Here is a 5,772-nt window from a genome sequence, read left to right on the forward strand (position 1 = left end):
GCCAATACCCATACCTGCAGCAAATAGCATCGATAACCAAGACATGAATGAGTAATCTGCCGTTGCATCAACACCACCAAGGCGGATTTTACCAAACGGAGAAACAATCAAGCCTAAGCAAAAAATAACGAAAATATTGCCGGACCAAATGAACAACCAATCAAATGAATTGATAATTTGCCATTTAACACCATCCAATGCTGACTTTGCTGAAGCGGTATCTGTAAGCAGCACACCGATCAAGAACAAAGTGATGAGTCCCGCACTGATACCAAACACTGGGTTATGAACGTCAAAACCCCATTTTTGGACGTTATCTTGACCAACAGTGTAATCCGTACTGTCGATACTGTATTTATCTATACCTTTAGTCATTATTCCTCTCTACGGAATACTTATAAGGTCTGTTGACCTCATATCCCTAACTTTCCTGTGACTGAATCACAAACTCGAACATACGATCCAAGTAGTACAAGCTGTTGTCACGATAATTCAAATACTTGGATGTCTGAAGTTTAGCAGGTTAACTTATTGTTTTCAGTAAACTAGAATCAGTTCGATGGATTTTCAAACAAAATATAGGTAATCACTTATATTTGCGGCGAAAAAAAGGCCGACTAAGTCGGCCTCTATTTGAAAAAATACTTTTAGCTCAAAGCACTTTGCTGCTTAACCAATTGATTCTCTGTACGTAAACCAAGAAACAAACTTAGGCACATAAGCAATAATATGAAGGCAAATGGTAGTGCCATTGAGACTGTTCCAGCTTGTAATGCCTGAATAGATTCAGTACCACCAACCCACAGTAGAACCGCCGCAATCGCACCGCCCATCAATGCCCAAAATACACGCTGTGGAACAGGTGCATCGACTTTACCGCCAGAAGTAATGCTATCAATAACCAATGAACCTGAGTCTGATGAAGTGATGAAGAACACCATAATCAAACCAATCGATACCACTGAAAGCACTGAGCTCATTGGCAGCGCATCATAAGTGTGGAATAGAGAAAGTGTAATATCTTGCAGACCGTTTATACCAATCTCACCCACTTTATTCGCCACCTGGTCAATCGCAATACCACCGAAAATAGCCATCCAAATGATAATGACAGACGTCGGGATAAATAAGACTGCAACGATAAATTCACGAATTGTACGACCTTTAGAGATACGAGCGATGAACATGCCTACGAATGGTGACCATGAAATCCACCAAGCCCAGTAAAATACCGTCCAACCTTGCATCCATGTTTCATCATCACGACCATGAGGGTTGCTAAGAGGAATAAAGTTCTCAATGTAGCCCATTAGCGCGGTTGGTATCGCCTTAATACCCGCCATGCCACCCGCGATAGTTACGAAGATCAGCAAGCCTAATGCAACAACCATGTTGACGTTGCTTAGAACCTTAACACCACCGTTAATACCGCGAATCACCGACATTGTTGCCAACAGTGTTACCACTGCAATAACAATAAGCTGCATACCAATACCGCCATCGGTACCAAATACATGGTTAATACCGCTTGCGGCTTGCTGTGCACCTAGGCCAAGTGATGTTGCAAGGCCAAACAATGTTGCAAGTACTGCGACAATATCAACGATATGACCAAACCACCCCCAAGTTCTGTCACCGAGTAGCGGGTAAAAGATTGAGCGAATAGAAAGCGGTAATCCTTTATTGAAAGTAAAGAAGGCAAGAGACAAAGCAACAACGGCGTAGATTGCCCAACCGTGCAAGCCCCAGTTGTAGATGGTTGCACCGAGTGCCAACTTAGCCGCTTCAGGAGAATACGCTTCAACACCGAGCGGTGTTTCATACCAACCGGTAAAGTAAGCAACGGGCTCTGCCACACCCCAGAACATGAGGCCAATACCCATACCTGCAGCAAATAGCATCGACATCCATGATAGATTAGAGTGCTCTGCTTTAGCATCATCGCCACCTATACGTATCTTTCCGTAAGGGGAGATAATGAGGACAAAACAGAAAAATACGAAAAGGTTCGCAGCCCACATAAAGAAACCATCGAAGTTACCGATGACTTTCCACTTAACGCCATCAAGTGCCGCTTTAGCTGTTTCAGGTTCTGCAACCAAAAGCGCAATCAGGAAAGCAATTATCGCCCCAGCGCTGATTCCAAATACAGGGTTATGAACATCAAAACCCCATTTCTGAACATTATCTTGTCCTACGGTATAATCAGTATTATCAATACTATACCTATCCTTTACAGGCTCCATGCATCCTCTCTAATTAGTAGCGCACAATTTGCAACATTGCATTTGGCACTTAAATTTCGAAAGGAAGAATAACAACTCGTCGCAAAAATACTAAAAAAACCATCAAAAAACGGGTGTAAACGGCACATTTGGTAATTAAATTACACATTCACTGTAATTTAGCGTAACATCACTCAACAAGCCCAGAGCTAACAGCATACTTGGCAAGCTCTGCCGTAGAGTGAATGTCGAGCTTATGCTTGATATTTTGTCTATGGGTTTCAACCGTTCGGTAACTGATATTTAATCCCTTCGCGATCTCTTTACTGCTCTCCCCTTTAGCCACTAATTTCAACACAGCTTCCTCACGCCTACTCAATGGGTTCTTCACAGATTGTGTGGGAGTAATAGGCTGAGTAAACAAGTTCTGAGTCACTTTTTCACAGAAATAGGTTGAGCCTTGATTGACCGTCTTGATTGCCTGCACCATTTTTTCAGCCGAAATTTCTTTCAACATATAGCCGACAGCACCCGATTGCATCACCTTCATGATGTATTCACGGTTGTTATGCATGGTCAGCATCAGCACCTTAGCTTGAGGATCTTCCTCTTTAATCAGGTGAGTGGCATCAATACCATTCATGATAGGCATGCTGATATCCATCAACACCACATCAGGGCGCAAGTCTTTAACCACTTCAACGGCTTCTAATCCATTGCTGGCTGTACCTATCACGCTAATATCAGGCTCGAGTTCTAATCTCGCCATAAAGCCATCCAGTACCACTTGGTGATCATCTGCAATCACAACTCGAATAACTTCACTCATTCACTAATCCCTCTAGTGTCAGTAACACTGTAATTTCCGTTCCAAAGCCAACCTCACTCATCAATTCAAAGTCACCACCGATGAACTCCACCCGTTCTCTCATGTTACGTAACCCAATACCTCGCTTTTCCATTGCTTTATAGGTATTGAAACCGACTCCATCGTCTTGGATGAGCAACTGCAACACATTTCCAATTTGCTGTGCGATAACCGTTACTTTGGTCGCTTGTGCGTGTTTCTCTATATTATTCAGTGACTCTTGCACCACTCGATATAAAGTCGTCGCAGCTTCTGATTTCAACTTTCCCGGCTGCGTATTAAACAAGGTTTCCACTTCAATGCTCGAGTGCGCCTGAAAGTCTAATAACAGCGAAGACAACGCCGCTTCTAAGCCGATATCATCCAATGAACTTGGTCGAAGTTGATGCGAAATATGCCTCACCTCTTCGATTGCCCGCATCAGTGAATGCTGAGACTTATTCAAATGCACTTTAAGGTCTTCGCTTTGTAGCTTATTACCGAGCAGTTCTAAGTGACAGCGACTCGACACTAATAACTGGTTAATACCATCATGCAACTCACGCGCTAGATGCTTCTTTTCGTCCTCTTGAAACATCACCGTCTTATGAGCTAGTTCCTTCAAGTTGTTATCCGCTATCCGATGTTCATGCATGTTAATGGCCAACGTCAGTACAATGATGACCGCGACCGTCACACTCAGAATCACCACAATCGAAAAGAACGTGGTTTCAATATTCTTGTTAATTGCGGCCTGCATCGAGGCCACTTCTTGATGCACATCCTCAATATACAAGCCGGTGCCAATCATCCAGTCCCAGCGCTCTAACCAAGCGGCGTAACTCAGCTTCGATACCACCTCACCTGTCGAAGGTTTTTGCCACAAATATTGGTGAAATCCTCCGCCTGTTTGTGCTTCTCTTAACAAGGCTTCTATCAGAAAGTCGCCATCTTCATCTTGCAGTTGAAGTAAGTTTTGCCCTATCAACTCTGGCTGGATTGGATGAACCAAATTGGTTCCGTGGCGATCATACGCAAAGAAGTAACCGTCAGAGCCATACCTTAGTTTAGACAATATGGTTCGAACTTCTCTTTTGGCTTGTGCTTCTTGGATATCGGGATCGTTGTAGATATGTTCGATGGCATCAAATGCGAGATCAACAGTGTCTTTGAGGGCGTTTTCACGCGACTTAATTAAGCTGTCTCGGAAGATTTCGACCTCTTTCTCACCCAACGTCTTAGTTTGGTGTAACGAGATCCAACTAATGCTCGCCGTTACAATCAGCAACGGGAGTAGCGTCAGCAAAATCAGCTTAACTTTTAGAGGCATTCCTTTTCCTCACAAAAAACGGCTTATTGAACATCAATAAGCCGTTTTACTTTATCAATTTATGGATAGCCGTTGAAACATATCATTCACATTCTAGGCTTCACTCACATTCCATAGAAAGATGGGAAAGCGAGAAGTGATCCAAGTACGAGGATTTGAATCAAAATGAAAGGCATCACGCCTCGGTAGATATCCTTGGTAGTCACACCTTTTGGTGCCACCCCTTTTAGATAGAACAAACTGAAGCCAAACGGTGGCGTCAAGAATGAGGTTTGAAGGTTCATCGCGATAAGGATTGCGAACCAAGTCATGTTGATTCCCATCAGTTCAGCAACAGGCGCAATAATCGGCACAATGATGAAACAGATTTCTACGAAGTCGATGAAGAAACCCAGAATCAAAATCACCAACATGGTAATGATCAAGAAACCCCACTTCTCACCTGGCAGTTGTAGCATCCACTCTTCAACTAGATAATCACCACCAGTGTAGGTAAACGCCATTGAGAATGCCGTTGCACCCAACAAAATAGCAAATACCATTGCCGTTACTTTCACCGTCTCTTTAGAGGCGTCATACACCATCGACCAACTAAACTGACCGTAGAGCAAAGCGAGTACCATCGCACCCGCACCACCCAGAGCAGCAGACTCTGTCGGCGTAGCAACACCCGCAAAGATAGAGCCCAATACGACAATAATCAGCGCGAGTGGCGGTATGATTGCTTTCAATGCGTTGATGACTTCTTGTTTACGGCTGATGGAATCATCACGCTCAATTGGTTGAGCGGCTTCAGGGTTAAGCTTCGCGTATATTAAGATATAAACGATATAAGCCCCCACTAACATCACGCCCGGCCAAATCGCGGCTTGGAACAAGTCACCTACCGGAACACCCAATACGTCCCCCAATAGAATCAAGACGATGGATGGCGGAATGATTTGCCCTAACGTACCAGACGCACAGATGGTGCCGCAGGCTAAGCCTTTGTCGTAGTTGTACTTGAGCATGACGGGCAACGAGATAAGCCCCATTGCAACCACAGAAGCGCCTACCACACCGGTTGAAGCGGCAAGCAGTGAACCTACGAGAACTGTCGAGATTGCGATACCACCTCGTACACCACCAAACAGTCGTCCCATAGACTCAAGTAACTGCTCAGCAAGCTTAGTCTTTTGTAGAACAAGTCCCATGAAAACAAACAATGGAACGGCCATCAGCACCGTATTTTCCATGATTGATTGAATTCGATATGGCATGAAGGCAAACATTTCGATGCCTTCCGCCCAAACACCAAAGATTAGCGCGATACCACCAAAGGTAAACGCCACCGGGAAGCCTAGTAAAAGTGCAAACAAGGCTACGAAAAA

The 5,772-nt window shown here is 44.1% G+C and carries 5 protein-coding genes; all 5 read right to left on the reverse strand.

Annotated features, from left to right (window positions below; all coding sequences use genetic code 11):
* Positions 1–375, reverse strand: a 375-nt coding sequence (locus AB4496_RS15590; RefSeq protein ID WP_372131314.1) for a BCCT family transporter, incomplete at its 3' end; no start/stop codon positions are given.
* Positions 376–647: 272 nt separating this feature from the next.
* Positions 648–2,246: a BCCT family transporter gene (locus tag AB4496_RS15595; RefSeq protein ID WP_012604297.1), complete on the reverse strand. Its 1,599-nt coding sequence runs from the start codon at positions 2,244–2,246 to the stop codon at positions 648–650.
* Between the two features lie 169 nt (positions 2,247–2,415).
* The gene (locus AB4496_RS15600; protein WP_012604298.1) at positions 2,416–3,054 is read right to left on the reverse strand and encodes a response regulator transcription factor; all 639 of its coding nucleotides are present in this window, start codon (positions 3,052–3,054) and stop codon (positions 2,416–2,418) included.
* A complete protein-coding gene (locus AB4496_RS15605; RefSeq protein ID WP_012604299.1) occupies positions 3,047–4,402 on the reverse strand; it encodes a cache domain-containing protein in 1,356 nt (451 codons plus the stop codon). The genes AB4496_RS15600 and AB4496_RS15605 overlap by 8 nt, the downstream gene beginning before the upstream one ends.
* Before the next feature lie 104 nt (positions 4,403–4,506).
* Positions 4,507–5,772: TRAP transporter large permease subunit (locus AB4496_RS15610; protein WP_372131316.1), on the reverse strand; the 1,266-nt coding region annotated here is incomplete at its 5' end.

The organism is Vibrio sp. 10N.222.46.A1, assembly GCF_041473595.1.
In the GTDB taxonomy this organism is placed as follows: Bacteria; Pseudomonadota; Gammaproteobacteria; order Enterobacterales; family Vibrionaceae; genus Vibrio; species Vibrio tasmaniensis_A.

Bases quoted from the DNA above. Each gene is read 5' to 3' on its own strand.
- AB4496_RS15605 (WP_012604299.1), bottom strand. From the start codon at position 4,402: ATGCCTCTAAAAGTTAAGCTGATTTTGCTGACGCTACTCCCGTTGCTG.
- AB4496_RS15600 (WP_012604298.1), bottom strand. From the start codon at position 3,054: ATGAGTGAAGTTATTCGAGTTGTGATTGCAGATGATCACCAAGTGGTA.
- AB4496_RS15595 (WP_012604297.1), bottom strand. From the start codon at position 2,246: ATGGAGCCTGTAAAGGATAGGTATAGTATTGATAATACTGATTATACC.